This is a genomic window from Acinetobacter sp. YH12138 (assembly GCF_015218525.1).
Lineage (GTDB): Bacteria > Pseudomonadota > Gammaproteobacteria > Pseudomonadales > Moraxellaceae > Acinetobacter > Acinetobacter amyesii.
Genome location: NZ_CP048670.1, coordinates 3,159,503 through 3,185,052, shown reverse-complemented (window position 1 = coordinate 3,185,052; position 25,550 = coordinate 3,159,503). Strand labels below are relative to the sequence as shown.

Here is a 25,550-nt window from a genome sequence, read left to right as displayed (position 1 = left end):
TCTTATTTCTTCAATTTTTGGGGACGTTGATAGTTTTCTTTGGCAAATTGCTTCGAACGTTCTACCGCAAGGCTATTGTCTGCCACGTCACGTGTAATGGTTGAGCCAGCACCCACTGTTGCACCATGACCAATGGTGACAGGAGCGACTAATGAGCTATTTGAGCCGATAAAGGCTGAGTCACCGATAATGGTTTTAAATTTGTTGGCGCCATCATAGTTGCAGGTAATGGTGCCTGCACCAATGTTTGAACCTGCACCGACTTCGGCATCGCCTAAATAGGTAAAATGGTTGGCTTTAGAGCCGACGCCAATGCTTGAATTTTTGACTTCAACAAAGTTTCCAATATGTACTTCATTGGCCAAGTTTGCGCCTGGGCGTAAACGTGCAAATGGACCGATTTGAGCGTATTCACCAACAATGGCGTTGTCAAAAACGCTATATGGTTGAACTTTAGTGCCTGCTGCAATCTTGGTGTCTTTAATCACACAACCTGCACCAATTTCAACGTTATCACCGAGTTCAACATCACCTTCAATAATCACGTTGATATCGATACGGACATCTTGACCAACAGTCAATGTGCCACGTAAGTCGAAACGTGCAGGATCAATCAGGTGAACGCCTTGTTGCATCAGTTGTTTAGCTTGGAATACTTGAAATTCACGTTCAAGGGCTGCCAATTGTACGCGGTCATTGACACCTTCCACTTCGAAAGCACGTTCTGGTTCAACAGATGCCACTTCGAGACCGTCTGCAATCGCCATGGCAACGATATCGGTCAGGTAATATTCACCTTGCGCATTATTATTGCTTAATTTTGGCAACCATTCGTGCAATTTAGCATTACTTACGGCATAAATACCGGTATTAAATTCTTTGATCTTACGTTGTTCTTCAGAGGCATCTTTGTGTTCAACAATGGCTTGAATTTTGCCATTTTCACGTACAATACGACCATAACCTGTCGCATCATTAACCGTTAAAGTTACTAAGCCAATACCTGTTTGAGCAGATGCATCTAATAGTTTTTGTAATGTTGATTCAGTGATACAAGGCACATCACCTGAGAGAATCAAAGAAATCCCGGTTTTTGCTAGGACAGGCAGAGTCACTTTGACTGCATGGCCTGTACCCAATTGTTCTGCTTGTTCAACCCATTTGACATTTTCATGTGCAAACGCGTTTTGAACCAATTCGCCGCCATGCCCATAAATGGTAATTATTTCTTCTGCATTTAATTTTTTCGCAGTGTTGATGACATGGCCAAGTAGGGGTTGTCCTGCGAGTGGTTGTAATACTTTGGGTAAACGAGAACGCATACGTGTCCCTTTACCTGCAGCAAGAATAATAACGCTAGTAGACATGTTTAATCCTAGGTGTTTCTATTACATAGACAAAATATAAAAATAAATACAGATGCAAAGCGCGGCCCAAAGACCTGCAATAATGTCGTCGAACATGATGCCAAAGCCACCACCGACTTGACGGTCAATGACACGAATAGGCCACGGTTTCCAGACATCAAATAAACGGAATAAAGCAAAACCAATCAATGCCCAAGTCCAGCTCATTTGCCCAAGATATAAAATTGGGAGGAAGGTAATGGACTGACCGGCAAATTCATCCCATACGATGCGGCCATCATCATGAACACCCATGACTTTGGCGGTTTGACCGCAAATATAGATCCCAATAATCGACATGATGATCATGACTATAATGGAGTTGAAAAAGCCGATTGCAAGCCAACCTGGAATAAACAATAAAGCAAAAGCAGAGCCAAAGGTGCCCGGTGCTTTGGGTGCAAGACCCGAGCCAAATCCCACGCCACAAAAGGCGATGACTCGGTTAAACCAAGACATGGATTTAAAGTTAATGGCTGGCTTATGCAAAATGCTGGTATCCCTTAAATTTTATGACTTGGTCCACACCGTGGTTGTTATAACGGATTCCCAAATTTGGGGTGATTTGACCGATTTTATGAATGTTTACATCTAATTTTAGTTGCAGAAGTTTTTGATAATTCTGCGGGCTTATTGTAAAGCATAACTCATAGTCATCTCCACCCGCGAGGGCGTATTGCCACTGCTTTTCTTGTTGTAATTGTTTTACATCGTGATCGATAGGAAGTTGATCTAATTCAATTTCTGCACCGACGTGTGAAGCAGCGAGGATATGTCCTAAATCTTGTGCGAGCCCATCAGAGACATCAATCATACTGTTGGCTAAGCCTTTGAGCTGTTGACCAAGTTGGCAACGTGGTGTTGGATAATCTAAACGCTTTTGCAGTGGGTGTCCTAAATGCTGTAATCCATACGCAGCATCGCCAACTTGACCGCTGACACATATGAAATCACCAACTTGAGCGCCTGAGCGGGTTACTGCTTTGCCTATATCGACCCAGCCGAGGGCTGTAACTGAAATCGTCAGATGTGGACTTTGAGTGGTATCCCCACCGATTAAACTCACACCAAATTGATCGCAACAATCATATAAACCCTGACTAAAGCCTTTGAGCCATTCATGATCAATTTGGGGTAGGCTTAATGCCAGTAAAATACTATGCGGTTTGGCACCCATTGCAGCAATGTCAGAAAGGTTGACGGCTACAGATTTCCAGCCAATAGCATGTGGGTTGGTGTCGAGAGGAAAATGACGTCCAGCAACGAGAGTATCGGTACAGATGACCAATTGTTGCTGTGGAGGAGGGGTGAGCAAGGCTGAGTCATCACCGACTCCTAAATCGACAGCACTACTGCTGTGACGATTAAAATAGGTATCAATGATAGAGAACTCAGCCATACAACATACTACTTAATAAATTAATTAGCTTGTTGCTTTTCTGCTGCACGCAATGTAGTCGCTAAACGATCCAATACACCATTGATGTACTTATGGCTGTCTGCACCGCCAAAATGTTTAGCTAACTCGATCGCTTCATCGAGTACGACACGGTAAGGAATCTCAAGGTGTTCTTTGAGTTCATACGAGCCTAAACGAAGGGTTGCAAGTTCAACGCCATCTAAGGCTTCAACTTCGCGATCGAGTACAGGGATTAAAAGCGCATCCAATGCTTCATGATTGGCAACAACCTCGGTCAATAACTCGTGGTAATAGCCGAGATCGACCTTGTGCATGGCATTTTCCACACGCGTACGTGCTTCAATCTCATGCACAGGATTGCGGCTCATTTGCCATTCATAAATTCCTTGTACAGCAAAGCGACGTGCTTTACGTTTTGCTGCATAAGTTGCTTGAAGTGTTTGCGACATAGCGTTAAATAGCCTTTAACAAGTTAACCATTTCAATAGCAGTTAAGGCAGCTTCACTACCTTTATTACCTGCTTTTGTACCCGAGCGTTCAATCGCTTGTTCAATACTATCCGTAGTCAATACACCATTAATTACTGGTAAGCCAGTGTCTAGACCAACAACGCCTAAACCTTTGGCACATTCGCCAGCAACAAAATCGAAGTGAGGCGTGCTACCACGAATCACTGCGCCAAGCGCGATGATGGCATCGAAACGATCTGAAGCTGCAAGTTTCTTTGCAACCACTGGAAGTTCCCAAGCACCCGGTGCATGAACAATAGTGATATTATCCTCTGATACGCCATGACGTTTCAATGTATCAACGGCACCTTCTAGCAAATGTTCAACAACAAAGCTATTAAAACGACCAACTAAAATCGCATAACGGTCTTCGTTCGCGAGATGTAACATACCTTCAATACGGCGAACTGCCATAGCAACCTCGATTATTTCTCTGATGTTTGATTTGCGGTGATGTATTCCACCACTTCTAAGTTAAAACCTGATAATGCATTAAAGCGTAATGGCGAGCTAAGAAGCTTCATTTTTTCCACGCCTAAATCACGTAAAATTTGTGCGCCGACACCAATGGTTTGATACTGCTGTGACAGTGCTGCATTGGATTTAACATTTTTCGGTGCAGTTAAATTTTCTAAAGCAGGACCTAAGTCCTGTAAATGACGCTGACCAATCCACACTAAAACACCACGATCGCTGGATGCGATTTCTTTGAGTGCTTTATCGAGATTCCACGCCGGAGCGCCATCTTGTTTATTCAGTTTTAATAAGTCACGAACTGGGCTGAAACCGTGTACACGTACAGTGGTCACGCCTTGCTTTGGTTCGCCTTTCACAAGGGCTAAATGAATGTCTGGATTACCAATTTCACGGTAACGGAACAATTCAAATGTACCGTATTCTGTATCTAGTGTTTGCTGGTCTAGACGTTCAACCGTTTGTTCATTGGTCATGCGGTAGTGAATCAAATCTGCAATGGTTCCCATTTTTAAGCCATGCTTTTCAGCAAACACTTCAAGGTCTGGGCGACGTGCCATGGTGCCGTCTTCATTGATGATTTCACAAATCACAGATGCGGGTTCTAGGCCAGCTAAACGAGATAAGTCACAACCGGCTTCAGTATGACCGGCACGGTGAAGGACACCACCAGGCTGCGCCATCAGCGGGAAAATGTGGCCTGGCTGTACGATGTCAGCTGGTTTTGCATGTGCTGCAACAGCAGTTTGAATGGTATGTGCACGTTCAGCAGGAGAAATACCTGTTGAAATGCCATTTGCTGCTTCAATAGACAAGGTAAAGTTGGTACCGTGCTGTGCACCGTTTGCATCGACCATTAAAGGTAAATTTAACTGCTGGCAACGCTCTTTGCTGAGCGTTAAGCACACAAGACCACGCGCATGCGTAATCATGAAGTTGATATCTTCAGGGCGTACGTGGGTCGCAGCGATAACAAGGTCGCCTTCATTTTCACGATCTTCATCATCCATGAGGATGACCATTTTACCTGCACGAATATCAGCTACGAGCTCTTCAACAGTATTGAGCGGCATCAATCTTCACCTTTTTGTTTGTCTCGAATGACATTTACTTGCATTGATTGTTGCATAGTCTAACGTTTTTTTGCGTTCTTTGCCTATGCTTATCATTTTCCTTTAATGGCTCATTGTTATACACAGTCGTCAGAACCTTGAAAAGAGGACTTTATTTGAATTGTGCCATTTATGCCCAATCTTTAAGCGATTGAAAAGCATAAAAATTGGCAACCTTATACGGATATTGAATAATTAAGCCATAGGGAGCTGACAGTTTATCGGAAGCATTTAATCGCATAACTACATGAAGGATCACATAAAATAATCGTCACTTATGCAGCTGGGTGTGCGGCCAAATAATCTTGAATGATCATTTTATTGGCCTGCAAAATGCTTTTTTGTAATTCGGGATCATGCATTGCCCGTGCAATTAAAACCGCACCGACCAATTGGGACATCATGGCCCAAGCTTTTTCTTCACTCGCCAAATGTGCGCTAAATAAAGCATGACCGCGCAGTAATTCCTTTTCATAGGCCTGTTTAATCGTGTCATCTGCACGAGCTACTTCGGTCGCAAGTGTCGGCAAAACACAGCCTTGTTCAGGATGTTCAAGGTGGGAAGGGGTTAAGTAACGGTCTAATTCAAAATTAATCCAGTCGGCTGCATTATGATGCGGGTTGCTTTGCCACATGTTAAAGCTTTGTTGCAATTCATATTCAACCAATGCTTTGAGTAAATCCTGTTTTGACGAAAAATGTGAATAGAATGCGCCACTAGTTACACCTGCAGCTTTCATTAATCCGTCAACACCTGTTGCAGCAAAGCCATTTTTTTTCGCAATTTGCCCCGTAATGTTGAGTAATTCTTGTCGTTTTTGTTGTTTGTATTCGGGTTTGTAGCGCATCTGCAACCCCCTTGAAAATAATATTGACGATAAATTAACCATAACATAGTATTCGTTATAGTAACGATCGTTATTTAATAATGTGTGGTTTAAAACCGACGCGTAAATAAAATGAGCGTGGAATAAAAATAAAACAGCAATGGAGTGAGACTATGCAACAACTCAATCGGATTTCGTCGAAAGTCGCTTTAGTGATTGGTGCAGGTGATGCAACTGGTGGTGAAATAGCCAAACGTTTTGCCCGGGAGGGTTATATTGCTTGTATGACACGACGAAATGCAGACAAATTAAAGCCTTTAATTGCTGAAATTCAAACACAGGGAGGGACTGCTTTTGGGTTTGGTTCTGATGCTCGAAAAGAAGAGCAAGTGATTGAACTCATCGAGCATATCGAATCAAACATTGGCCCGATTGAGGTGATGGTCTTTAATATTGGTGCCAACGTCCCTTGTAGTATTTTGGAAGAAACCGCACGTAAATATTTCAAAATATGGGAGATGGCATGTTTCTCGGCTTTTTTAACTGGTCGGGAAGTGGCAAAACGCATGGTGACACGTGAACGAGGCACGATTATTTTTACTGGCGCAACAGCAGGTGTGCGCGGTGCGGCTGGCTTTGCCGCTTTTGCTGGAGCAAAACATGCGCTTCGTGCCTTGGCACAAAGCATGGCACGTGAACTAGGGCCAAGAAATATTCATGTGGCGCATGTGGTGGTTGATGGTGCAATTGATACCGATTTTATTAAAGATACGTTCCCTGATCTTTATGCTAAAAAAGAGCAAGATGGTATTTTAAATCCAGTACATATTGCAGAAAATTATTGGCATCTCTCACAGCAACCACGAGATGCATGGACGCATGAATTAGATCTGCGACCATGGATGGAACATTGGTAAGCACTGATTTAAGAATATTAGGAAAATAAGCAAAAAAGGACGAAAAAAATGAAAGTCATTGAATTTTATTTTGATGTCGGCAGCCCATATAGCTATATCGGTTTTCATCGCATTCAACAGATTGCGCAGCAGTATCAAGCCGAGCTGATTTGGAAGCCGATGCTACTCGGTGGAGTGTTTAAAGCCACAGGCAATAGTAGCCCAATGGCGGTACCTGCGAAGGCACGTTATTCCATGATTGATCTTCAACGTTGGGGAAAGTTATGGCAGATACCCGTACAGATGAATCCGTATTTTCCGATCAATACTTTGCAGTTGATGCGTTTGATAACCTCAGTCCAATTATTTCAGCCTGAAGTATTTCTCAATGTACTGACGGGTATTTTTAACGCAATGTTTGGTCAGCCACGCAATTTAAATGATCTCAATGAATTAATTCAATTGATGCAGGAGCTTGGATTGGATGTAGAGCAAGTTAAATCATGGCTTGAAGATGAAAAAGTAAAGTCTGAGCTTAAAGTTATTACCGAAGAAGCCATTGAACGGGGTGTTTTTGGCGCGCCAAGTTGGTTTGTCGATGATGAATTGTATTGGGGTGTCGATCATTTACATTTTGTTGAGGCGGCTTTACAGGCTTCATCACGATCAGCCTAATTGGACGAATACTTGAGTGAATGCTACTGAATATGAGCACCAGTTTTAGGACGGGAATGCAGAAGTCATTGTAGATGTAAGTAAAATTATAGAATGGATCATGGCTGATTGTCTTACTTACATCTACTTTTACTCAGCTTTCATTTGTATTGAGTCTTATTTTTGGCGTACTAACTTAAAAAACTTAAGCTTTATTCCGTATATAAATAATGCTGACATTTGGTGCAATTTACGGTGCTTGAATCGCTTGCATAAATACCTTTACGAAAGAATCGTTTATTGCCGCAAAAGATACAGATAAATTCATCTTTATGATTTTTAGCGCTTGGTAGCTCTTGGTAAACGAGTCTTAATCCATTGTCTTTATAACGATAATTTCGACCATAAATTTGTTTAGCAAGCCAATAGTCCAAACTTGTAAATTTTATGGCAATACAACTGATGATACAAAAAGGAAATAGCCATATAGATTCAAATGCTTTGGAAACAGACGCCCAACCTGAAAATACACTTGTGAAAGTAAAAAACATGACCGCGAAAGCACCAAAGAAGAAAAGATAGAATACTTTGCTTTGGAAAGAGCTTAATTTGTTTAAGTATTTGAGATGATGTTCATAGGTCGAAATATCATCTTGGTTGGGCACAAATGCGGGATAACGTGCTTGCTTAGGTTTGTCTGACACTTGATCACCAAATGAATGACCACAGGCACTACAAAAGTGATGTTGTACTAATGCTTTTTCTCCACAGGAGACACAATATTTCATAGCTATTTAAATATTTTTAATTAATAAAGTTATTTGTTTAGCAAGCATAAGAAAATTTGCAGCTTTTTAAAAGAAATTTTAATGAATTCATTGAAGAGGCTTCTAACAAAAAAGCGAACCGAAGTTCGCTTTTTATCTCATGTATTGTTCAACGCTGCTTAGAAGAAGCCCATCGGCTTGGTGTCATAGCTCACCAATAGGTTTTTGGTTTGTTGATAATGATCAAGCATCATTTTGTGATTTTCACGGCCGATCCCTGATTTTTTGTAGCCGCCGAATGCAGCGTGTGCAGGGTAGATGTGATAACAGTTGGTCCATACACGACCTGCCTGAATGGCACGACCCGCACGATATGAAGTATGTGCTGAACGCGACCAAACCCCGGCACCTAGACCATAAATCGTGTCATTGGCAATTTTAATGGCATCATCAAAGTCTTTAAAGGTTGCTACTGAAAGCACAGGACCAAAGATTTCCTCTTGGAAAATCTTCATGTCATTGGTGCCTTTAAAAATCGTTGGCTCAATATAGAAACCAGTACCGACTTCATTACGTGGATCACCACCAGTAATGAGCTGTGCACCTTCATTTTTACCTGTAGCGATACAGCCTAAAATTTTGTCTTGCTGCTCTTGCGATGCCTGTGCACCAATCATGGTATCGGTATCGAGTGGATGACCCGTCTTAATACGTTTCACACGTTCTACTGCCATTTCCAAGAATCGATCTGCAATGCTTTCTTGTACCAATGCACGTGATGGACATGTGCAAATTTCACCTTGGTTGAGCGCAAACATGGCAAAACCTTCGAGTGTTTTATCTAAGAACTCATCGTCTTTGTCCATGATGTCTTCAAAGAAGATATTTGGTGATTTTCCACCAAGTTCTAAAGTCACAGGAATGATATTTTCAGTCGCATATTGCATGATCATTTGACCGACAGCGGTTGAACCTGTGAAGGCGATTTTTGAGATGCGTGGATTGGTCGCCAATGGACGACCGACTTCAACACCATAACCATTCACAATATTCAGCACGCCCGGTGGGAGTAGGTCTTGAATGAGTTCAGCCAAGACCAAGATGCTGACAGGTGTTTGCTCCGCAGGTTTCAACACGATGCAGTTTCCCGCAGCTAATGCTGGAGCAAGTTTCCAAGCCGCCATCAAGATTGGGAAATTCCACGGAATAATTTGACCGACCACACCAAGTGGTTCATGGAAATGGTAAGCAATAGTATTTTCATCAATTTCAGAAATGCCGCCTTCTTGGGCACGGATACAGCCGGCAAAATAACGGAAATGATCAATACACAGTGGAATATCAGCGGCTAAGGTTTCACGAATCGGTTTACCGTTGTCCCAGGTTTCTGCGACCGCAAGGAGCTCTAGGTTTTCTTCAAGTCGATCGGCAATTTTTAATAAAATATTTGAGCGTGTGGTTGGGGAAGAGGCGTTCCATTGGGCTTTGGCTTTATGCGCTGCATCCAAAGCCAATTCAATATCTTCAGCAGAAGAACGTGGCACTTTGGTAAAAACTTTACCGTCTACAGGGGAGATATTTTCAAAGTATTCACCTTTCACTGGCGCGACCCATTGGCCACCAATCAGGTTTTCATACTGAGCTTTAAACTGAACTTTTGAACCGGGTTGATTAGGATCGACATAACGCATATGAATTTTCCTTTGCTTGTTTATTATGATCTTGTTGGGCTGCCCATCTGTGGCAATCTACAGCTTTGGTATAAGGTACTTTTGTACATTATTTGATTAGCATAGCCTGTATAAGGTTGGAAAAAGGTTGGAGACAAGAAGGTTTACAATATTTTTTTCAGCCCTTAAAACAAAAGCCGTTAAAACGGATTTTCAGTCATGAATTGTTGTGAGAATAATGAATGATGATGCAGCAGGATTTATTAGAAAAACGACAGAATATTGAACGGTTAAGGCAGCGAACTAGTCTGTCTAAGCAGCAAAATTCGCAGCTCAATGAAAGTATTGCGAGTTCTTGGCAACGCTCTGCACAGGCGGAAATTCCGGAAAACCGGAGTGCTGCGCCTTTGGTAAATTTAAGCCCTCAAAGTCAACAACAGTCGGCATTGCATCATGCGTTGCAACATTGTGCTGAAGATTTAAAACACATTGCCGAACAGTCGTCGATGGTACTTGCCGTGGGCGATGTAGGTAGCACGATTATTTGGAGTGCGTCGAGTCGGCAAATGCAAAGTGCTGCGGAAAGTGTGCATTTTATTGCAGGTGGGCAATGGCGCGAAGAATTGGTCGGCACCAATGCATTAGCGTTGTCTTTAAAAACCCAACAGTCGAGTTGTGTGTTTTCAAATGAACATTACATGCCATCAGTACATGAATGGGTCTGCTATGCAGCACCGATTATCGATCCACATACGCAGCAAATTTTGGGCGTGGTTGATTTATCCACCGTGTGGAAAAACCACAATAGTTTAGGGCTACTTGCGGCTGAACGCTGCGCTTCGATTATTCAATCGGCTTTACTCGATTTTCAAAAACAGCATTTGTATATTCGGGCCTTTGCTGTGCCGCAAGTGTTATTTAATGGCAAAGTGATGGTGCTGACCCCGCGGCAAATAGAAATTTTGACCATCTTGGCGCTATGTCCGCAAGGCATGACCTTAGATACTTTGCATCAAGCCTTATATGGTGAACGTAAGGTGAGTGTTGGGACTTTAAAAGCGGAAATGTCGCAGCTACGCGATATTTTGGGTGGCATGTTAGGCTCAAGACCCTATCGCTTATTGGCACAAGTCGAAGCCGATTTTTTGCAAGCCGAGCAAGCTTTAGATGCAGGTTATCTCGATTCGGCCTTAAAACTGTGTTCAGGGGTTTTCTTGGCTAAAACCGAAAGTCCTTTTTTAGGGGCATGGCGTGATTGTCTTGAGTCACGATTAAGCCAAGCGATTTTTAATGCCAAGGAAACAGATGTTCTGCTCAAGCATGTCGCGCGTTTTCCTGAAGCCATTGATGCGGTTGAACGCCTGATTGAGCTGATGCCGAGATCGCATCCCGTACATCAGACCTTGTTGAAATTAAAACAGTAAGTTGCAATGTAATTCAGGCTATTAAAGACCTTTATTGGCCAGCCATTCAAAGAGCTGGGTATAGACTTGTTCTCGCGCGGTTTTTTCCGAAAGTACTAAATCATGCAAGCCATTGTGAATGCTTTGAATGGTGACATCGCCTTGAATTTTCTTGGCATATTTTTGGATATCTTTTACACCCAAAATCACATCGCTGGTCTGCGCTGCTTTACCCCATTTTTTGGGATTTTTAGTTTGATGTGAATGCATCACTAATACCGGTACATCTAGGCTGACACCTCGGTGGATCTCCTTTTGAGCCTCATAAATTGTCCGTACAAAACTTAAATACACCATTGGATAGCGGGTCTTTTTCCAGTCTAAATTGAAGTCCCATTCACCCTTGAGTTCACGGTGTAAGCTGGCGGTGTACCATTTATTTAGTTCACTTGGGAATTTTAGATTTGGAAAAGTCTTTGCCAATTTACTCAGCTGTGGAATACCCAGTGCGCGTTTCACTGGATTCATGTTGAAATCATAAAATGGGCTGTTAACCCAAAGGGCTTGAATTAAAGGATGATTTTGATGATGCGCCGCATACAAAGTGGTGGTTAAGCCACCGGTAGAATGACCACAGAGCAGCAAGGCATCATGACCTTCATCAGCAATGATCATTAGAGCCTGATCTATTTCAGCATCATATTCAGACAGTGCATGCACATTATAATATTTTTGATGGGGTAGAATTGATCGTCCATACTTTCTTAAATCTAGTGCGTAAAAGTCGAAACCGTGCTGATTGAAGCGTTCCGCCATTTCGGTTTGGAAAAAATAATCGATAAAACCATGGATATAGAGCACCGCTTTGGAGGTAGGAGCCGTGGCTTTTTTGCGAACCAGTGTGGCAACCACTGGGCCTTCATAATCATCCGGGAAGGTCAGCGTGGCTTGTTCATAGCCTGCGCCCAAAATGTCAGGCTGATACTGAATATGTGAATGGCTCATTATTATACTCATCAATATTATTGGACATTATGCTTTATCCTTGATGAGCCATAAGCTTTTGTCAAATGAATAATCGATGCTTTTTTACGGACTAAAAAAGAGTGACCTCAGTATGAAAGCGACCAATCTATAGTCGCTTTCCTGAAATAAAAGGTGAAATGGATTCAGTTGAGCCTACATCACCAGACTCAAAGGATAATGTAGGCACTTAGGTCACTTAAACATGAAGACCTTTAAGGGCTTAACTTAAACGGCCGCTTTGAAGTCGACCACAGAGGTATTGGCTTTAAGCGCTGCCTTGAAAATATCAACCACTTGAGCATGAGTCGCTTTACGTGGGTTGGTGAGCATACAGGCATCTTTTTGCGCATTTTCAGACATGATGCTGAGGTCTTGTTCTTTCACACCGAGTTCAGAAAGGCTCGATGGAATGCCAATCGAAGCAGACAGTTCACGGATTGCTGCAATCGCTGCATAAGCCGCTTCAGTCACCGTTAAACCATCGGTTGGCACACCCATGAGCTGTGCGATACGTGCATAGCGGTCAGGGCAGGCAATCAGGTTAAATTCGCAAACGTGTGGTAGCAGCACGGCATTACATACGCCATGTGGCAAGTTGTAGAAGCCGCCGAGTTGGTGCGCCATCGCGTGGACATAACCTAAAGAGGCATTGTTAAATGCCATCCCTGCTAAGTACTGTGCATAGCTCATCGCATCACGAGCTTCTAGGTTTTCGCCATTGGCGACGGCAGGGCTGAGCCATTCACTGATCATTGAAATGGCTTTTTCAGCACAAGCATCGGTAATAGGATTGGCTGCTGTAGAAACATAAGCTTCGACCGCATGTGTTAATGCATCCATACCGGTTGCTGCAGTGAGCGCTGCAGGTTTCGCAATCATCAGTTTCGGGTCATCAATAGCGATAAGTGGGGTACAACGCCAATCGACAATTGCCATTTTAACGTGGGTGTCAGTATTGGTAATAATACAGAAACGGGTCATTTCTGATGCCGTACCTGCGGTGGTATTAATCGCAATGAGTGGAGTCATTGGGACTGTACTTTTATCAATACCTTCATAGTCACGAATATGGCCACCACCCGCAGTCACTAAGCCAATGCCTTTGGCACAGTCATGAGAAGAGCCGCCGCCGAGAGAGACAATAAAGTCACAGCCATTGTCATTGTAGGCATCTACACCGCTATGTACGTTGGTGTCAGTTGGGTTGGGTTCTGCGCCCGGGAATATATGACTTTCTACGCCAGCTTCAGTTAAATATGCGGCAATGGTGTCTGCCACACCAAATTTGTATAGACCGGCATCGGTCACGATAAGCGCTTTCTTTGCGCCAAGATTTTGCGCCTTTGCACCAATTTCTTTAGCACAGCCGGGGCCAAAAAGTGAAACACAAGGGATGTAAAAACCGTTTGTTTGATCTGCAATATTTTTAAAAGCCATGGTGCGATTCCTTCTACCATTCATTGTCATTTGTTATGGGTGATACTCACCTAAACTGAGTATTGCGAGGGATGTTTTAAATTCACACCTACCAAAGACCTACCAAATTTAGGGCTTTGTATTGAACTTATTTAATTGATTGAAATTTAATCATTAATTATTTTTGCTATTTTCTGAGATTCGCTAAAAGTCGTATACATTTAAGCCAAAATAGGCGTTGCTGTGACTAGATGTATGATCGAGTTATCAGATTATAAAATCTAACTAAAACTACTATCAATTTACTAAATGCCCCAAAGCGCTCGAATCAGGATAGGCTATAACAAATAACGAGATAGTCACTTTTGTGCATTTCGCTTTTTGCAGTGCGAAACAAAAGATTAATTAAACGAGTTAAATAATGCCTAGTGAAAATTTGAAAACGAAACGTCCTTTATATATTCCTTATGCCGGAAATACACTTTTAGAACTCCCACTTTTAAATAAAGGCTCTGCGTTTAATGAAGATGAACGTAAGAGCTTTAATTTGCACGGTTTAATTCCACACGTCACGGAAAGTATTGAAGAGCAAAGTCAGCGTTCTTATCAGCAATATTGTGCATTTAATAGTGATATCAATAAGCATATCTACCTGCGTAATATTCAAGACACCAACGAGACGCTGTTCTATCACTTAATTGAAAACCACCTCAGTGAGATGATGCCGATCATCTATACACCAACAGTGGGTGAAGCTTGTCAGCGCTTCTCGGACATTTATCGTCGTCATCGTGGTATCTTTATTTCATATCCTGACCGTGATCATATTGACCAAATTATTCATAACGTGAATAAAAAGAACGTGAAAGTGATCGTGATTACGGACGGTGAACGTATTCTTGGCCTTGGTGATCAAGGCATTGGCGGGATGGGGATTCCAATTGGTAAGTTGTCGCTCTACACCGCATGTGGTGGGATCAGTCCAGCTTATACATTGCCGATTACTTTAGATGTCGGAACCAATAACCAACAGCTGTTGAATGACCCGATTTATATGGGATGGAGTCAGCCTCGTATCAGCGGTGAAGAATATTATCAATTTGTCGATGACGTGATTAAAGCCATTCAACAACGTTGGCCAAAAGCGCTGATTCAATTTGAAGACTTTGCACAAAAAAATGCGATGCCTTTATTGGAAAAATATCGCGATAAAATTTGCTGCTTTAATGATGATATTCAAGGAACAGCAGCGGTGTCTGTCGGAAGTTTAATTGCGGCATCACGTGCAGCAGGCAAGCAGCTCAAAGATCAAATCGTCACATTCTTAGGGGCAGGTTCAGCAGGTTGCGGGATTGCAGAGCAGATTATCAAGCAAATGGTGGCGGAAGGTTTAACCGATGCTCAAGCGCGTGCGCGGGTGTTTATGGTCGATCGCTTTGGTTTAATTACTGAAAATCAGCCGAATCTTTTAGATTTCCAACGCAAACTTGCGCAAGCACCGGATAACGTTGCTCATTGGGCAAATGCAGATTCAGTCATTTCGCTATTGGATGTAGTTACACATGCTAAACCGACTGTATTGATTGGCGTTTCGGGACAACCGGGACTGTTTAGCCAAGAGGTCATTGAAACGATGGCTGCGAATTGTGAACAGCCTATTGTGTTGCCACTGTCTAATCCAACATCGCGTGTCGAAGCGGTGCCTGCAGATATTATAGAGTGGACCAAAGGTAAGGCCCTGATTGCGACTGGCAGTCCATTTGCACCAGTGAATTATCATGGCATGATTCATCAGATTTCACAGTGTAATAACTCCTATATTTTCCCGGGGATTGGTCTCGGTGTGATTGCATCTGGGGCGAAACGTGTGACTGAAAATATGCTGATGGCATCGAGTACGGCGTTGGCAGACTGTTCACCAAAATTGGTAGATCCAAATGCCGATTTATTGCCAAGTTTGGATTATTTACAGGATATTTCGAAGAAAATCGCATTGAAAGTGGCATTAGCTGCGATTGCTGATGGTGTTGCGCCAAATGTCAGCATTGAAGTACTAGAACAGGCCATTGAAGAGAATTTCTGGAAACCTGAATATCGTGATTATGTCCGTGTGACTTATTAATTTGGTCTAAAGATGCTGATTGAACAGAATCGATTTTGCATCTAATCGAAAAATACCCTAATCCAGATTAGGGTATTTTTTTATGTATAGAGGCATATTTTTTTAAAGAAATACGAAAAATTATCGAGCGGGGGCGCTTTAAATCTTTAAATTTTGCGTTTATCCAATTGGTTGGAAATGTGATCTCCACAGGCTTGAACCAGCATCACGATCGCGACCAAGACCACTATCACTGCCAGCATGATTTGCATATCAAAGCGTTGATAACCGTACCGATAAGCAATATCCCCCAAACCACCTGCACCGATCGCTCCTGCAATGGCAGAAGAATTAATCATGGTCACCAAAGTCACAGTAAAGCCCGCGACGATGCCAGGAAGCGCTTCAGGGAGCAGCACATGGCAAATGATTTGTTTGCGATTACAGCCGATGGCTTGAGCGGCCTCAATCAGACCTTGATCGACTTCACGTAAACTCACTTCTGCAATGCGTGCAAAAAAAGGCGTGGCCGCAAGGGTTAAAGGCACGACGGCAGCCCAAACGCCATAACTGGTGCCCACGATAAAGCGCGTGAGCGGAATGAGCGCCACCATTAAAATCAGAAAAGGCACCGAACGGGTAATATTGACCAGCCAACCTAGGGTGTGGTTTAGGCTTTTTGAAGGATAAATCCCGTGTTCAGCACTACACACCAATACGACCGCTAAAGGCAGGCCGATCAGAAAGGCCACAAAGGCTGAAACGCCGACCATCAGTAAAGTATCAATGGTTCCACTAATCAGTAAATCAATGAGTTGGTCGTGCATAGCCGAGTACCTCAATCTGTGCGATATGGTGTTTAAGTTGTTCAGATAAGGCGTTGATCTCTAAATGGCTGTGGTCTACAGCAACAATCAACGAGCCAATTAAATGCCCTTGAATACTATCGATATGACTTTGATACAGATGTACTGGCGCCTGAAATTGATCAAAAATAAACTTTAAGTCAGGCGACTGTTGTAGTGTCGATTCATATCGTAATTTTAAAATGATTTGATCATTTGAATCTGACGGTTGTGGCTGAATGTCGCTTGGTAAATCAAGTTGTTCAAGGTTGAGTAACTCTTGTGTGATCTGCTGTTGAGGCGTAGAAAACACTTTCCAAACCTGTCCTGCTTCTACAATTTCGCCTTGATCGATCACTACAACCTGATCGCAAATCTCGCGAATGACCTGCATTTCATGGGTAATCAACACAATGGTAATACCGAGCTTTTGATTAATTTCTTTAAGCAAAGACAGCACAACAGAGGTACTTTCTGGATCGAGTGCAGAAGTCGCTTCATCACAGAGTAAAATTTCTGGATGATGAACTAACGCTCGTGCAATCCCGACACGTTGTTTTTGCCCACCGGAAAGCTGAGAAGGGTAGTGTTCTGCTTTATTTTCAAGACCTACCAACTTCAGCACTTCATTCACTCGCTGAGCGATATCGGCTTGACTGAAATTGGCGATTTTAAGGGGCAGCGCGATATTGTCATACACGGTTTTGGCAGACATCAAATTAAAATGCTGAAAAATCATCCCAATACGCTGACGCAGGGCAATCAACTCTGCGTGATTTAAGCTTGATAATTCCTGTTGATGGATGTGAATACTGCCATCACTGATTTGTTCTAAGCCATTCAGCGTTCGAATCAGCGAAGATTTACCCGCGCCACTTTTCCCAATAATGCCGAATATTTTGCCTTGTGGAATATTCAGATTGATATCTTTTAAGGCATGAACCTGCTGTCCTTGCACATCATAAAATTTATTTAAATTTTTGATTTGGATATGGGGGACGGCAAATTCAACCGATGAACCGAAACTCACCATGAGCGACTCCTTATTTCCAACCAGGGAACCAAAGTTTTGCACCAAAATCTGCGTCCAATGCCTGTTTAACTTTAGGTGAGTTTTGATAAATATCGACAAATTTACGCAGTTTATCATCACGATCGACATAGTCATCACGTACGGCAAATAAGATGGCAAAACGCTTGTCAGTATTGGAGTCAAATAACAATGCATTTTCAGGATCGGCAGTTTTTGCTAAACGTAAATAATGTGGATAGCCAAAAGCCAGATCGACATCATCAATTGCACGTGCCGTTTGAGGGCCTTCCACCTCAATAAATTGAAGCTGTTTAGGATTAGCTGCAATGTCATTTAAAGTCGATAAAAAGTTATCTGGTTGTTTCAGTTCAATGAGCTTGGCTTGCTGTAGCAGTTGTAAGGCACGGCCCTGATTGACCGGATCATTTGGAACCACCACTTTGGCTTTATGGGGTAAATCAGCAAAGTTTTTATACTTTTTTGAATACAGTCCGACATGGGTAGCAGCACCGACATCAAAGGCTTTAATTTTAAAATCCGTTTCTTTTTTTGCATTGTCTAAAAACGGCTGATGTTGAAAAAAGTTTGCATCAATATCACCATGATTTAAGGTGATATTTGGGGTATTCCAGTCCGAAAATTCCACCAATTTCACGTTCAGTCCTTGCTGCTTGGCTTCATCTGCGGCGACTTGTAAGGGTTTAGCAAAAGATGGGCTAATCCCAATCACCAATTCACTTTGATGACTTTTCTTTTGTTGATTCCAAATAACTAAGCCAATCACCAATATGGCCACGATTACACCAATCAGTGTGAATTTAGATTTTGCTGTTTGTGCCATGGCACACCTCTATATTTCCAAATAATTAAATTTTTTGTCTAACATGTTGTTTTATAAATGTAGCTTATGCTGTTTCAACGTTTTTAAGGGTTGTCTGAGAAGATGTTTCGGAAGTGGGACATCGGTAGCGATGAGCAGGATGTGTCATTGCTAAATGGTCACCTTGTTGAAACAGTTTTTGCCGTAGACTACCGGTGTCATACGCAGTTTTATAGCGACCACGTTGCTGTAATTCAGGAATAACCAAACGGATAAAATCTTGATGTGACTCAGGTGCAACGGTGCGAGTCAGATTAAATCCATCGATGCCAGTTTCATCCAAATAATCAATCAACTGTTCTGCAACGTTGGCACCACTCCCAACAAAGAGCGGATAACGCCCACCTAGAACGTGCTGAGCACGCAAATCTTGGCGCGTAATTTTTTGCTCTTTAAATTTTTGATTGACCGATGCGATGCTATTGGTCTGCTGATATGGAATGGCTTCATCTTCTGCAAAGTTGGCGAGGTTCATCCCAATCGAGCTGGAAAAGTGTGCTAGTCCCGCTTCAGGGTTGGCATAGCGAATGTATTCAGCCAATTTCTCTTGGGCGAGTTCATCGGTCTCTGCAGTCACTACCGTAATGCCTACAAAGAGTTTCACAGCTTGTGGGTCACGACCTTGCGCTGCAGTTTGGCTGCGAATTTTTTGTACTTGATTTTTAACTTTTTCTGCGCTGTCTGCACCGATAAACATGCCTTCTGCATGTTGCGTAGCAAAAGCTAAACCACGTGGTGAAGCACCGGCCTGATACAACACAGGGGTGCGCTGAATCGATGGAGAAACTTGAAATACCCCTTGGCTTTGATAGAACTTCCCTTGGTGTTGAATGGCATGTACTTTTTTGGGGTCACTAAAGATGCGATTTGCTTTATCTTTTTGAACCGCATCATTTTCCCAAGAGCCTTCCCAAAACTTATAGCAAAGCTGCAAAAACTCTTCAGCTTGTTCATAGCGTAGGTCATGATCTTTCAGGCCTTTTTGCCCAATGAGGCGTTCTGCACTATCTAAATATCCAGTCACGATATTCCAGCCGATTCGACCTTGGGTCAGGTGGTCTAGGCTGGCAAATCGACGTGCAAATTGATAAGGCGTTTCATAGCTCAAATTGACTGTTACACCAAAACCTAAGTTTTCAGTGACCGCAGCCATTGCAGAAATCAGGGTGCTGGGGTCATGGCTCGGCAGTTGGATCGACTCTTTAAGTGTGAGATCGATATTGTCTTCATAAACATCATAGACCCCGGTGATATCCGCAATAAATAGCCCGTCAAACAGCCCTTGCTCCAAGGTTTTGGCAAGATCCGTCCAATAGCTCAGTTCGTTAAAGCGGTGTGACTCATCGCGTGGATGAGTCCATAAGCCATGATTGATATGCCCTACACAGTTCATGTCGAAGGCATTCAGTAAAATTTTCTTGGCTGTATGTAATCGGGTATCTGCCGTCGTAATTTGGCTCATTACAAGGTCCCTCGACGTGGGGGCAATACGCCATTCAGGAGGTAATTGGCAATGAAAAAATATTTCCAACGCCCTGCATCATGCAAGGTGTGGACACGTGCATTCCGCCAAAATCGATCTAGGCCATCTTCACGCTGACTGCCACGGCTGCCTGCAAGCTCAATCAATTTTGAAGCCGCTTTCAGTGCAGTTTCAGTACTATGCGCACGCACTTTCGCGACATCTAGAGAAGCTTTTGCGATGTTTTCGGCATTGGGCTGTGGGCGAGCAGCATCGATGGAGCGAGCAGCTTGTTTCAGCAAGACCTCACTGGCGCGAACATCTGCGGCAATGCGACCGAGTTCATATTTGGTTAAAGGATCTTCGCTTGCAAGATCAAGACCTGAATCAATCCATGGTCGAGCTTGGTGTACGCGGCTCAAACTTTCTTCAAAGGCTGCGCGGGCTATACCGACTTCAATCGCAGCATGCATAATTTGCGCAAATGGCCCAACCAATGTCGGCTCCGTAAATGCCCGATCAAAGGGAATGACATCTATGGCAGGAACTGCAACTTGGTGAAATTTTACAGAGCCGCTACCCGTGGTGCGCTGTCCAAACCCTGTCCAATCATCGCTCAGCTCTAAACCTGTACTTTCACGTGCAATAAAGGCTAAATATTCACGACCATCTTGGTCTTTTACCAATGTGGGAATACGATGTGCAAATAAACTGCCGGTGCAATAAAACTTTTCACCATTCACCACAAAACCATTGTCATGAGGGCGAATCGACGTTTGTTTTTGCGCAGCGGTTTTGGTTTTAAACTCGGCTAAGGCATTGCCAAAACGAGCGCCAGCAAGTACTTCGGCATAAAGCTTTTGCTTTTGTTCAGTTGTGCCGGTGTTACGTAATACTTCTAGTGCATAAAAATGGTTTTGTGGAATTTGCCCAATTGAGCCATCTACACCACTCATAAGCGCAATCACTTGCGCCACGGTATAACTTGAAACTTCGGCACCGCCAAATGCCTTGGGAACCGTGATTGCCCAGAGACCAGATTGACTATAGGCCTCGATTTCATCAAACGGCAGTATGCGTTCGGCATCACGTTGCACGGCATTTTTTCTAAATTGTTCGGCTAATTGTTTTGCAATTTCAAGTGCTTCTGCATCGGACTGAATAATATGCGCAGGTGTTGTTGATGCGGCCTGTAGCGAATTAATATTTGGAAATGAGGTCATCAGAATTCTCCTTAAATCCACGCATGGCGTGCAGGTAATTTATGATTTAAGTAATAGTCGCCTAAGGTATGCAGCTTCCAGCGCACAGGATCATGTAAGGTGTGTACTCTGGCATTGCGCCAGTGTTGATCAAGGTTATGGGCACTCAAACTTGCACGGCTGCCGCCTAATTCAAGGAGTTTTTCAGAGATCTGTAAGGCTGCATCATTGGCATAGATTTTAGCTTCAGCGACACGAATCGAAGCTAGAGCGGCTTGTTGTTCACTCACCTGATCAAGCTGATCTAATTCATCGAGGTAATCTGCGGCTTCATCTAAAAGTAAAATCGCAGCATCCAATAAAACTGCAGATTTCCCCATTTCTTGTAGGGTGTAGGGCTCAAAACTGGCTTTCTCAACTTGTGCATCCACAATCGGACGGGCTTTTTGTACCGCAGAAAGGGTGTCTGCAAAGGCAGCTTCTGCAATCCCGACATCGATCGCGACTTGCATCAATTGTGAAAAGGCGCCGCGATACGTTGGCCTTGCAGAAAGCTTACGTTCATCAAAAATTAATAGGGGGTCTACTGCCACATGGTTTAGTTTGACGGTGCCACTAGACGTTGTACGCTGACCAAAACCATTCCAGTTATCAATCACTTCTACGCCTGTAGCGTGTCGATCAATGATGGTCAGGACAACATGACCTTCAGGGTGAACGGCTTTAATCGCCAACCAATCTGCAAAACTACTGCCGGTTGAATAGAACTTTTCACCATTAACAACATACTTTCCATTTTCAATGCGCAGCGTTGTGTTTAAGGTTTTAGTGTCTTTGGTGTTGCGCTCTGGCCCACCATTAGCTAAACGTTTTCCCTGTAAAATTTCATTAAAAATAAAGGCTTTTTGCTCATCCGTTCCCATGAGGTCAATCATATACAGCAAGGCAATTTGGTTTTGTGGAATTTGGCCCACGCTAGAATCTGCTTTATTGATAATGCGAAAAACCTGCGCCAGTGCCTTGTTGGACACGTAGGCACCGCCAAATTTTTTGGGAATACGAATGCCACCTAAACCTTTTTGACTGAATAAGTCGATTTCTGCAAATGGGAGTAGGCGGTTCTGATCACGTTCATTTCGACCTTCCAAAGCAAAATCGGCAACGTGATACGCTGCATGGATTGCTTCTAAGTCATTTTCAATAACATGAATATTTTCAGAGATTAAATGAGACATAATGACACCTTTAATAGATATCAAAACGCTACTCGTAAATCCGTGATTCTTTAAATGATGGATTATTCTTAACTTAGCAAAATGTCTGTTTAGCATTTAATCTGCATAAAAAATATGCAAATTTGATAAAATAAGTGTTTGATTTAAAACAATAGATGTAGGAAAAACAACAAGAGGATTGATGATGAAAATCTGGTGTTAGCAACTTTGTAGATATTCAACTTTAAAAATAATATATCTAAGACAGGGGCTTAGCTGTTTTTTTAATACTTTTTATTAATGGTGATCAATCAGCTTGAACTCCAATAGATGCTCAATATCATAGAGCTATGCAAAGATTAAAAAAGGGCTATAAATTGATTCAAATGTTTTTCAATCTGCAATAAAAAAGCCCCCATCTTTCGATGAGGGCTTTTTGAATTTGGAGCGGGAAAGGAGACTCGAACTCCCGACCCCAACCTTGGCAAGGTCACCGAGATTTATTACATTAAATGGCGTTAATAGTAAGTATATGATTTTATTTGTTTTGTTTTATTTTTTGTGTGGTAAAATTTCGATCAATTTATATCATTTAATGTCATTTTGGTCACTTTATTCTATACATTTTAGTTTTTAAAAGCTACCTATGTTTTGATGCTGATTTTCATGAGAAATAATAACATTATATTGTTTAATATAATGTTGTTAATAATTTATAAATAGACTACAACATGTAGTAGCGAAGATGCTCAACATGCACTTACTACGTAACATCATTAAATAAAAGTCTTCCACAAACCAGGTACGGTTCATGATCGAGGCATGCCAAAGAATGTGATTCATCATTCCGACAGAGGTGTGCAATATCTTTCCATTCGATATACCAATCGTTTAGAAGCAGCAAATTTACGAGCATCAGTCGGTACAACTGGTGATTCATACGATAATGCTCTGGCTGAAACGGTGAATGGCTTATACAAAACAGAGGTGATTGAATATCTAAAAGCAGATTGGCAAGGTTTAGCAGATGTACAACTTGCGACACTAAACTGGGTAGATTGGTTCAATAAAAAGCGTGTACACAGTGCACTGGGTTATGTATCGCCTTTTGAGTTTGAAGCAATGTACTATGATAAGATTAACCCGTTAGGTCAGGTGGCCTAACTTAAATAAAAAAGTCTCCGACAAACCCGGTACGGTTCAGTGAATTTCCACAGGGTGCCTTTACAGCTGGCAATCACTTTATGGCTGTCTTCATCTTTCTCTGCCAGTTCCAGATAGTAATGCCCGCCTTTGATGCTGAGATTACGGATCTCGGCTTTGACCCATACCGCTTCATCGAAAGTCAGCTGGATGACTTCCTGTACGGTGGTCAGGTATTCACTGAGACTGAGTTGGGTTTCTGACATGAAAGAAAATACGGAATGCGGTCATTTGATCCTACAAAATAACAGCTTTCATTTCAAAGCATAGAATTGTTTGGAAAATCTGGAGCATTGCCATGTATGTCCACAATGTGCTGAAAGCCTCTCATCAAGATTTGACTATTTTGCGCTGAGGATAAACGGGTCAGACTTCAATTTTTATCCAGTAAGCTTATCAAGTGCTCTCATTTCGCATGTTCTTTATAGTACTGGTTTTTCCGTTTGGAATTGTGCTTCCAACTTTTGGAAAATTTATAGACATAAGTCGGGAAATCATCCCAAACATAGGGCAAACCACTACCACGGGCAACACGTATTTTGAGCGGATAGTCTTTATATTCAATGCAATGCATGAAATAAAAACTTCTTTCTTGTTGCGTACTGAACTTTTTAAAATAAACACTTCTCAGATTAGGATATTTTTTCCAAAAATAATCATGAGGATGTGCTTTGATAGACTGTTGGTACTGATATTTCAGTTTTTTCATGATTCCTCCTAGGTAACATTACCTAGAAGGGATCCTGTGCAAAGTAATTCATCATAGTTAATCTCTTTGTCTTTCTATAATTGAGTATTGATTTGATAACGTGTGTTACGTCCACCACCTTCTAATTTGACTATACATGCTTTTTCAAGCAAGTCAGATAAGTGGCGGGTAGCTGTTGCCTTACTGACTTTAGCAACCTTTTGATATTGTGAGGCACTAATGCCATGTTCAAAGCCATTTTCCCCGCCATCCAATAAACGGTTTAAAACCTTTCGTTGCCCTTCATGCAGGTCTAAACTAGAATATTTATGCCAAAACTGACTTTTAAATAAAGTTCGATTGATCCGCTTTAAGGTTGTTTCAAGGCTGTCATTCAAGGTATCTAAAAACCAGACCAGCCAATCTGTGATACTGGAATCATTTTTTTGGGTTTGCTCCAAGATGTCATAGTAACTTTTGCGTTTGTTTAATATCGCAGGAGATATGGCATACAAACGAATGCTCTGTTCATCCATTTGAGCCAGGGCAAGATCTGTCAGTGTACGTGTAATACGACCATTACCATCATCAAAAGGATGTAGCGTCACAAACCATAAATGAGTAATGCCTGCGCGTAAAAGGGGGTCAAGCAAGGAATCGGTCAGACTATGGTTAAACCACTCGATAAAGGCATTTAAGCGACTTTCTAGCCCCTCTCTAGGAGGAGCTTCAAAATGTACCGTAGGATAATCCAATCGACCTGAAACGACCTGCATAGGTTCTGAGCCTCTGAGTTGACCAATGCGTAAACGTTGCATTGTCCAATCCGGGTCATTGAAAAGCCAACGATGCCATTGCATGAGGCGTTCAACTGTGAGCGGTTGCTTCACATTGTTAAGCGCATCGAGCATGATATTCGCTAGACCTTCTGATCTGTCTGAGCTTGGATAAGGTTGTTCAAGAGTAACGCCCAAACGTCGAGCTAGAGATGATCGCAATGAAAAAACATTTAGAGTTTCATTTTCAATCGCTGATGAAGCAACTAGATTGGCAAGTAGAGTATCTAAAGTAAATTGTTCTTTCGCTAAATCATGCTGACTTTGCCCAAGAAGAATTCCTATTTTTTGATGTATTTGTCTAGTTTTAGGCAGGATGATTTCATCTTGCCATGTGAAGTTTGTCCAGTTTTCTGTTTGCCAAATCCATTCCTGCATCTTCAATCTATAACTCGAATCGTTCCAAGATGAGTTAAATATAGCATATATTCGGCTCACAATATGAGCTGAATATAATGTTTAATTAGCTCATCTATTTGTCAGAATTTGCATCAGCCGACTTATT

23 protein-coding genes and 2 pseudogenes are annotated in these 25,550 nt (G+C 42.3%); 5 read left to right on the top strand and 20 right to left on the bottom strand.

The window, feature by feature from the left end:
* Positions 1 to 2: 2 nt before the first annotated feature.
* The 7 genes from glmU to G0029_RS15485 all read right to left on the bottom strand — a co-directional run bounded on the left by glmU (position 3) and on the right by G0029_RS15485 (position 5,770).
* Positions 3 to 1,367, bottom strand: a complete 1,365-nt coding sequence (glmU, locus tag G0029_RS15515; protein ID WP_180110095.1) for a bifunctional UDP-N-acetylglucosamine diphosphorylase/glucosamine-1-phosphate N-acetyltransferase GlmU — start codon at positions 1,365 to 1,367, stop codon at positions 3 to 5.
* A gap of 21 nt (positions 1,368 to 1,388) precedes the next feature.
* On the bottom strand, positions 1,389 to 1,865 hold the full coding sequence (locus G0029_RS15510; RefSeq protein WP_078194116.1) for a phosphatidylglycerophosphatase A: 477 nt from the start codon (positions 1,863 to 1,865) through the stop codon (positions 1,389 to 1,391).
* Between the two features lie 22 nt (positions 1,866 to 1,887).
* A complete protein-coding gene (gene thiL, locus G0029_RS15505; protein WP_180110096.1) occupies positions 1,888 to 2,805 on the bottom strand; it encodes a thiamine-phosphate kinase in 918 nt (305 codons plus the stop codon).
* A 20-nt stretch (positions 2,806 to 2,825) separates the two neighbouring features.
* The gene (gene nusB, locus G0029_RS15500) at positions 2,826 to 3,275 is read right to left on the bottom strand and encodes a transcription antitermination factor NusB (protein ID WP_180024787.1); all 450 of its coding nucleotides are present in this window, start codon (positions 3,273 to 3,275) and stop codon (positions 2,826 to 2,828) included.
* Between the two features lie 4 nt (positions 3,276 to 3,279).
* Positions 3,280 to 3,750 carry a 6,7-dimethyl-8-ribityllumazine synthase gene (ribE, locus tag G0029_RS15495; protein WP_111885509.1) on the bottom strand — a complete coding sequence of 157 codons (471 nt, stop codon included), beginning with the start codon at positions 3,748 to 3,750 and terminating at the stop codon, positions 3,280 to 3,282.
* A gap of 11 nt (positions 3,751 to 3,761) precedes the next feature.
* Positions 3,762 to 4,883: a bifunctional 3,4-dihydroxy-2-butanone-4-phosphate synthase/GTP cyclohydrolase II gene (gene ribBA, locus G0029_RS15490; RefSeq protein WP_067765588.1), complete on the bottom strand. Its 1,122-nt coding sequence runs from the start codon at positions 4,881 to 4,883 to the stop codon at positions 3,762 to 3,764.
* Positions 4,884 to 5,197: 314 nt separating this feature from the next.
* A complete protein-coding gene (locus tag G0029_RS15485; RefSeq protein ID WP_111885507.1) occupies positions 5,198 to 5,770 on the bottom strand; it encodes a TetR/AcrR family transcriptional regulator in 573 nt (190 codons plus the stop codon).
* Positions 5,771 to 5,922: 152 nt separating this feature from the next.
* Between G0029_RS15485 and G0029_RS15480 the strand changes: the two genes are divergently transcribed.
* Both G0029_RS15480 and G0029_RS15475 read left to right on the top strand, forming a co-directional pair.
* On the top strand, positions 5,923 to 6,666 hold the full coding sequence (locus tag G0029_RS15480; RefSeq protein WP_180107676.1) for an SDR family oxidoreductase: 744 nt from the start codon (positions 5,923 to 5,925) through the stop codon (positions 6,664 to 6,666).
* A 48-nt stretch (positions 6,667 to 6,714) separates the two neighbouring features.
* Positions 6,715 to 7,320, top strand: coding sequence for a 2-hydroxychromene-2-carboxylate isomerase (locus G0029_RS15475; protein ID WP_180024784.1), 606 nt, complete (start codon positions 6,715 to 6,717; stop codon positions 7,318 to 7,320).
* A 191-nt stretch (positions 7,321 to 7,511) separates the two neighbouring features.
* Here the strand turns inward: G0029_RS15475 and G0029_RS15470 are convergent, their stop codons facing one another.
* Entirely contained in the window at positions 7,512 to 8,003 is a 492-nt protein-coding gene (locus G0029_RS15470; RefSeq protein WP_180107675.1) for a hypothetical protein, read from the bottom strand.
* Positions 8,004 to 8,245: 242 nt separating this feature from the next.
* Entirely contained in the window at positions 8,246 to 9,757 is a 1,512-nt protein-coding gene (locus tag G0029_RS15465) for an aldehyde dehydrogenase family protein (RefSeq protein ID WP_078194071.1), read from the bottom strand.
* A 221-nt stretch (positions 9,758 to 9,978) separates the two neighbouring features.
* On the opposite strand from G0029_RS15465, the gene G0029_RS15460 reads away from it, so the two are divergent.
* Positions 9,979 to 11,160, top strand: a complete 1,182-nt coding sequence (locus tag G0029_RS15460; protein ID WP_180085626.1) for a helix-turn-helix domain-containing protein — start codon at positions 9,979 to 9,981, stop codon at positions 11,158 to 11,160.
* Between the two features lie 21 nt (positions 11,161 to 11,181).
* Here the strand turns inward: G0029_RS15460 and G0029_RS15455 are convergent, their stop codons facing one another.
* Together G0029_RS15455 and mdh are read right to left on the bottom strand one after the other, a co-directional pair.
* Positions 11,182 to 12,144, bottom strand: a complete 963-nt coding sequence (locus G0029_RS15455) for an alpha/beta hydrolase (protein WP_180107674.1) — start codon at positions 12,142 to 12,144, stop codon at positions 11,182 to 11,184.
* A 246-nt stretch (positions 12,145 to 12,390) separates the two neighbouring features.
* Positions 12,391 to 13,602, bottom strand: a complete 1,212-nt coding sequence (gene mdh / locus G0029_RS15450; protein ID WP_180107673.1) for an iron-dependent methanol dehydrogenase — start codon at positions 13,600 to 13,602, stop codon at positions 12,391 to 12,393.
* Between the two features lie 400 nt (positions 13,603 to 14,002).
* Here mdh and G0029_RS15445 point away from each other — a divergent pair, with 400 nt between their 5' ends.
* Positions 14,003 to 15,703, top strand: a complete 1,701-nt coding sequence (locus G0029_RS15445) for an NAD-dependent malic enzyme (RefSeq protein ID WP_180107672.1) — start codon at positions 14,003 to 14,005, stop codon at positions 15,701 to 15,703.
* Positions 15,704 to 15,849: 146 nt separating this feature from the next.
* Here the strand turns inward: G0029_RS15445 and G0029_RS15440 are convergent, their stop codons facing one another.
* The 6 genes from G0029_RS15440 to G0029_RS15415 all read right to left on the bottom strand — a co-directional run bounded on the left by G0029_RS15440 (position 15,850) and on the right by G0029_RS15415 (position 22,363).
* On the bottom strand, positions 15,850 to 16,509 hold the full coding sequence (locus tag G0029_RS15440; protein ID WP_180107671.1) for a methionine ABC transporter permease: 660 nt from the start codon (positions 16,507 to 16,509) through the stop codon (positions 15,850 to 15,852).
* Entirely contained in the window at positions 16,490 to 17,560 is a 1,071-nt protein-coding gene (locus tag G0029_RS15435; RefSeq protein ID WP_180107670.1) for a methionine ABC transporter ATP-binding protein, read from the bottom strand. Before G0029_RS15435 ends, G0029_RS15440 begins: the two co-directional genes overlap by 20 nt.
* A gap of 10 nt (positions 17,561 to 17,570) precedes the next feature.
* The gene (locus G0029_RS15430; protein WP_180024776.1) at positions 17,571 to 18,401 is read right to left on the bottom strand and encodes a MetQ/NlpA family ABC transporter substrate-binding protein; all 831 of its coding nucleotides are present in this window, start codon (positions 18,399 to 18,401) and stop codon (positions 17,571 to 17,573) included.
* Between the two features lie 64 nt (positions 18,402 to 18,465).
* Positions 18,466 to 19,902: an LLM class flavin-dependent oxidoreductase gene (locus G0029_RS15425; RefSeq protein ID WP_180107669.1), complete on the bottom strand. Its 1,437-nt coding sequence runs from the start codon at positions 19,900 to 19,902 to the stop codon at positions 18,466 to 18,468.
* A complete protein-coding gene (locus G0029_RS15420; RefSeq protein WP_180107668.1) occupies positions 19,902 to 21,125 on the bottom strand; it encodes an SfnB family sulfur acquisition oxidoreductase in 1,224 nt (407 codons plus the stop codon). The genes G0029_RS15425 and G0029_RS15420 overlap by 1 nt, the downstream gene beginning before the upstream one ends.
* A gap of 11 nt (positions 21,126 to 21,136) precedes the next feature.
* Positions 21,137 to 22,363 carry an SfnB family sulfur acquisition oxidoreductase gene (locus G0029_RS15415; protein WP_218948122.1) on the bottom strand — a complete coding sequence of 409 codons (1,227 nt, stop codon included), beginning with the start codon at positions 22,361 to 22,363 and terminating at the stop codon, positions 21,137 to 21,139.
* 762 nt (positions 22,364 to 23,125) lie between these two features.
* Here G0029_RS15415 and G0029_RS15410 point away from each other — a divergent pair.
* Positions 23,126 to 23,482 (top strand): annotated as a pseudogene (locus G0029_RS15410) (integrase core domain-containing protein); the annotation flags it as partial.
* A 38-nt stretch (positions 23,483 to 23,520) separates the two neighbouring features.
* Here G0029_RS15410 and G0029_RS15405 read toward each other — a convergent pair.
* The 3 genes and pseudogenes from G0029_RS15405 to G0029_RS15395 all read right to left on the bottom strand — a co-directional run.
* Positions 23,521 to 23,727 (bottom strand): annotated as a pseudogene (locus G0029_RS15405) (exodeoxyribonuclease VII large subunit); the annotation flags it as partial.
* 200 nt (positions 23,728 to 23,927) lie between these two features.
* Complete coding sequence (locus G0029_RS15400) at positions 23,928 to 24,230, bottom strand: hypothetical protein (RefSeq protein WP_127801937.1); 303 nt, start codon at positions 24,228 to 24,230, stop codon at positions 23,928 to 23,930.
* Positions 24,231 to 24,304: 74 nt separating this feature from the next.
* Entirely contained in the window at positions 24,305 to 25,423 is a 1,119-nt protein-coding gene (locus G0029_RS15395; protein WP_180055193.1) for a Fic family protein, read from the bottom strand.
* Between the last annotated feature and the right edge of the window lie 127 nt (positions 25,424 to 25,550).

What these genes read in the sequence shown, in the direction of transcription:
- glmU (WP_180110095.1), bottom strand. Translation starts at nt 1,367, where the DNA reads ATGTCTACTAGCGTTATTATTCTTGCTGCAGGTAAAGGGACACGTATG.
- G0029_RS15510 (WP_078194116.1), bottom strand. Translation starts at nt 1,865, where the DNA reads ATGTCTTGGTTTAACCGAGTCATCGCCTTTTGTGGCGTGGGATTTGGC.
- thiL (WP_180110096.1), bottom strand. Translation starts at nt 2,805, where the DNA reads ATGGCTGAGTTCTCTATCATTGATACCTATTTTAATCGTCACAGCAGT.
- nusB (WP_180024787.1), bottom strand. Translation starts at nt 3,275, where the DNA reads ATGTCGCAAACACTTCAAGCAACTTATGCAGCAAAACGTAAAGCACGT.
- ribE (WP_111885509.1), bottom strand. Translation starts at nt 3,750, where the DNA reads ATGGCAGTTCGCCGTATTGAAGGTATGTTACATCTCGCGAACGAAGAC.
- ribBA (WP_067765588.1), bottom strand. Translation starts at nt 4,883, where the DNA reads ATGCCGCTCAATACTGTTGAAGAGCTCGTAGCTGATATTCGTGCAGGT.
- G0029_RS15485 (WP_111885507.1), bottom strand. Translation starts at nt 5,770, where the DNA reads ATGCGCTACAAACCCGAATACAAACAACAAAAACGACAAGAATTACTC.
- G0029_RS15480 (WP_180107676.1), top strand. Translation starts at nt 5,923, where the DNA reads ATGCAACAACTCAATCGGATTTCGTCGAAAGTCGCTTTAGTGATTGGT.
- G0029_RS15475 (WP_180024784.1), top strand. Translation starts at nt 6,715, where the DNA reads ATGAAAGTCATTGAATTTTATTTTGATGTCGGCAGCCCATATAGCTAT.
- G0029_RS15465 (WP_078194071.1), bottom strand. Translation starts at nt 9,757, where the DNA reads ATGCGTTATGTCGATCCTAATCAACCCGGTTCAAAAGTTCAGTTTAAA.
- G0029_RS15460 (WP_180085626.1), top strand. Translation starts at nt 9,979, where the DNA reads ATGATGATGCAGCAGGATTTATTAGAAAAACGACAGAATATTGAACGG.
- G0029_RS15455 (WP_180107674.1), bottom strand. Translation starts at nt 12,144, where the DNA reads ATGAGCCATTCACATATTCAGTATCAGCCTGACATTTTGGGCGCAGGC.
- mdh (WP_180107673.1), bottom strand. Translation starts at nt 13,602, where the DNA reads ATGGCTTTTAAAAATATTGCAGATCAAACAAACGGTTTTTACATCCCT.
- G0029_RS15445 (WP_180107672.1), top strand. Translation starts at nt 14,003, where the DNA reads ATGCCTAGTGAAAATTTGAAAACGAAACGTCCTTTATATATTCCTTAT.
- G0029_RS15440 (WP_180107671.1), bottom strand. Translation starts at nt 16,509, where the DNA reads ATGCACGACCAACTCATTGATTTACTGATTAGTGGAACCATTGATACT.
- G0029_RS15435 (WP_180107670.1), bottom strand. Translation starts at nt 17,560, where the DNA reads ATGGTGAGTTTCGGTTCATCGGTTGAATTTGCCGTCCCCCATATCCAA.
- G0029_RS15430 (WP_180024776.1), bottom strand. Translation starts at nt 18,401, where the DNA reads ATGGCACAAACAGCAAAATCTAAATTCACACTGATTGGTGTAATCGTG.
- G0029_RS15425 (WP_180107669.1), bottom strand. Translation starts at nt 19,902, where the DNA reads ATGAGCCAAATTACGACGGCAGATACCCGATTACATACAGCCAAGAAA.
- G0029_RS15420 (WP_180107668.1), bottom strand. Translation starts at nt 21,125, where the DNA reads ATGACCTCATTTCCAAATATTAATTCGCTACAGGCCGCATCAACAACA.
- G0029_RS15400 (WP_127801937.1), bottom strand. Translation starts at nt 24,230, where the DNA reads ATGAAAAAACTGAAATATCAGTACCAACAGTCTATCAAAGCACATCCT.
- G0029_RS15395 (WP_180055193.1), bottom strand. Translation starts at nt 25,423, where the DNA reads ATGCAGGAATGGATTTGGCAAACAGAAAACTGGACAAACTTCACATGG.